General features: G+C 52.1%; 1 protein-coding gene. It reads left to right on the plus strand.

The window, feature by feature from the left end; all coding sequences use genetic code 11:
- Nucleotides 1-64 precede the first annotated feature (64 nt).
- Nucleotides 65-1,293 (plus strand): IS3 family transposase gene (locus tag B9Z39_RS16825; RefSeq protein WP_369908154.1). Its coding sequence is split into 2 segments (ribosomal slippage): nt 65-410 and nt 410-1,293, totalling 1,230 coding nucleotides; the frame shifts between segments, so codons are not numbered across the junction.
- The last annotated feature ends 36 nt before the right edge of the window (nt 1,294-1,329 follow it).

Genomic DNA, 1,329 nt, shown 5'->3' on the forward strand with positions numbered 1-1,329 from the left:
TGAGTTAGCCCCCTGAAAAACAGTCCCGTTGGTATTCCTTAAACTAACAACTAGGAATACGACTATGGATATGACTATGTCTTCAGCAAGGCCCAATCGGGTTGAGGTGGTCACAAGCGTTCAACGGCGAAGACGCTGGACACCAGAGCAAAAGCTGGCAATCGTCAAACAAACCAATGAACCTGGCAGTTCTGTTTCACTCGTAGCCAGAGAGCATGGAGTGACGGCTGCGCAAGTGTTTCAATGGCGCAAGGCCTACTTCGAAGGCTCCTTGGTGGCCGTTGGCGCAAACGAAACCGTGGTGCCTGCCTCTGAGCTCCAAGAGGCCATAAAACGTATCAAACAACTTGAAGGCGCCTTGGGCCGCAAGACTTTGGAGAACGAGATTCTCAAGGAGGCAGTGGACTTCGCCAAAGCAAAAAAGTGGATTGCGCGATCGCCAGTATTGCCCGGGGACGTGCAGTGAGAGCTGTGTGCCAAGCCCTTGGCGTATCGCGCAGTCATGTGTTGGCAAAGAAAGATCGTGCACCTGATTGGGTAGACCACAGAAGGTCACCGCCAAAATCAGATGACGCCCAAGTTAAGCAAGCCATTGCTGATGTTGTGCAAAAGCGAGCCACTTATGGTTACCGAAGAGTTTGGGCGAGGCTCAGACTAGATGGTCATATTGGCATCAACCACAAGCGGGTGTATCGCGTGATGCGAGATGCGGGCTGGTTGTTATTTAGACAGGGTCAAAAGCCGTTGGACACCAGGAAGCATGAAGGCAAGGTTGCCGTCAAGGAAAGCAACACACGTTGGTGTTCAGACGGTTTGGAACTATCTTGTGACAACGGTGAGCGCGTCAGAGTGGCGTTTGCGCTGGACTGTTGCGACCGAGAGGCGATGAGTTGGGTGGCGACCACCAAGGGCATTGATGCGGGGTTGGTTGGTGACTTGATGATGCAAGCGGTGGAGCGTCGATTTGGCACAAGCGAGACGCCGACCAAGCCAATCGAATGGCTCACAGACAACGGCAGTTGTTACACGGCGGTTGAGACAAAGAGTTTTGCAAAGCTGCTGGGGCTAAAGCCGATCACGACACCTGTGACAAGTCCGCAAAGTAACGGGATGGCAGAGAGTTTTGTGAAGACGCTGAAAAGGGACTATGCCAAGTTGGCAAACAGACCTGACTCAAAGACGGTGATGGCTCAATTGCAAGGTTGGTTCGATGACTACAATTCTTATCACCCGCACAGTGCGTTGGGATATTTGCCACCGACCGTGTTCAGGGAAAAACAATCGGTAACTTGAATATACCGACGGTACTGGATTACAGGGTCAAGACCA

Origin of the sequence: Limnohabitans sp. JirII-29 (genome assembly GCF_003063395.1) — a bacterium.
In the GTDB taxonomy this organism is placed as follows: domain Bacteria; phylum Pseudomonadota; class Gammaproteobacteria; order Burkholderiales; family Burkholderiaceae_C; genus Limnohabitans.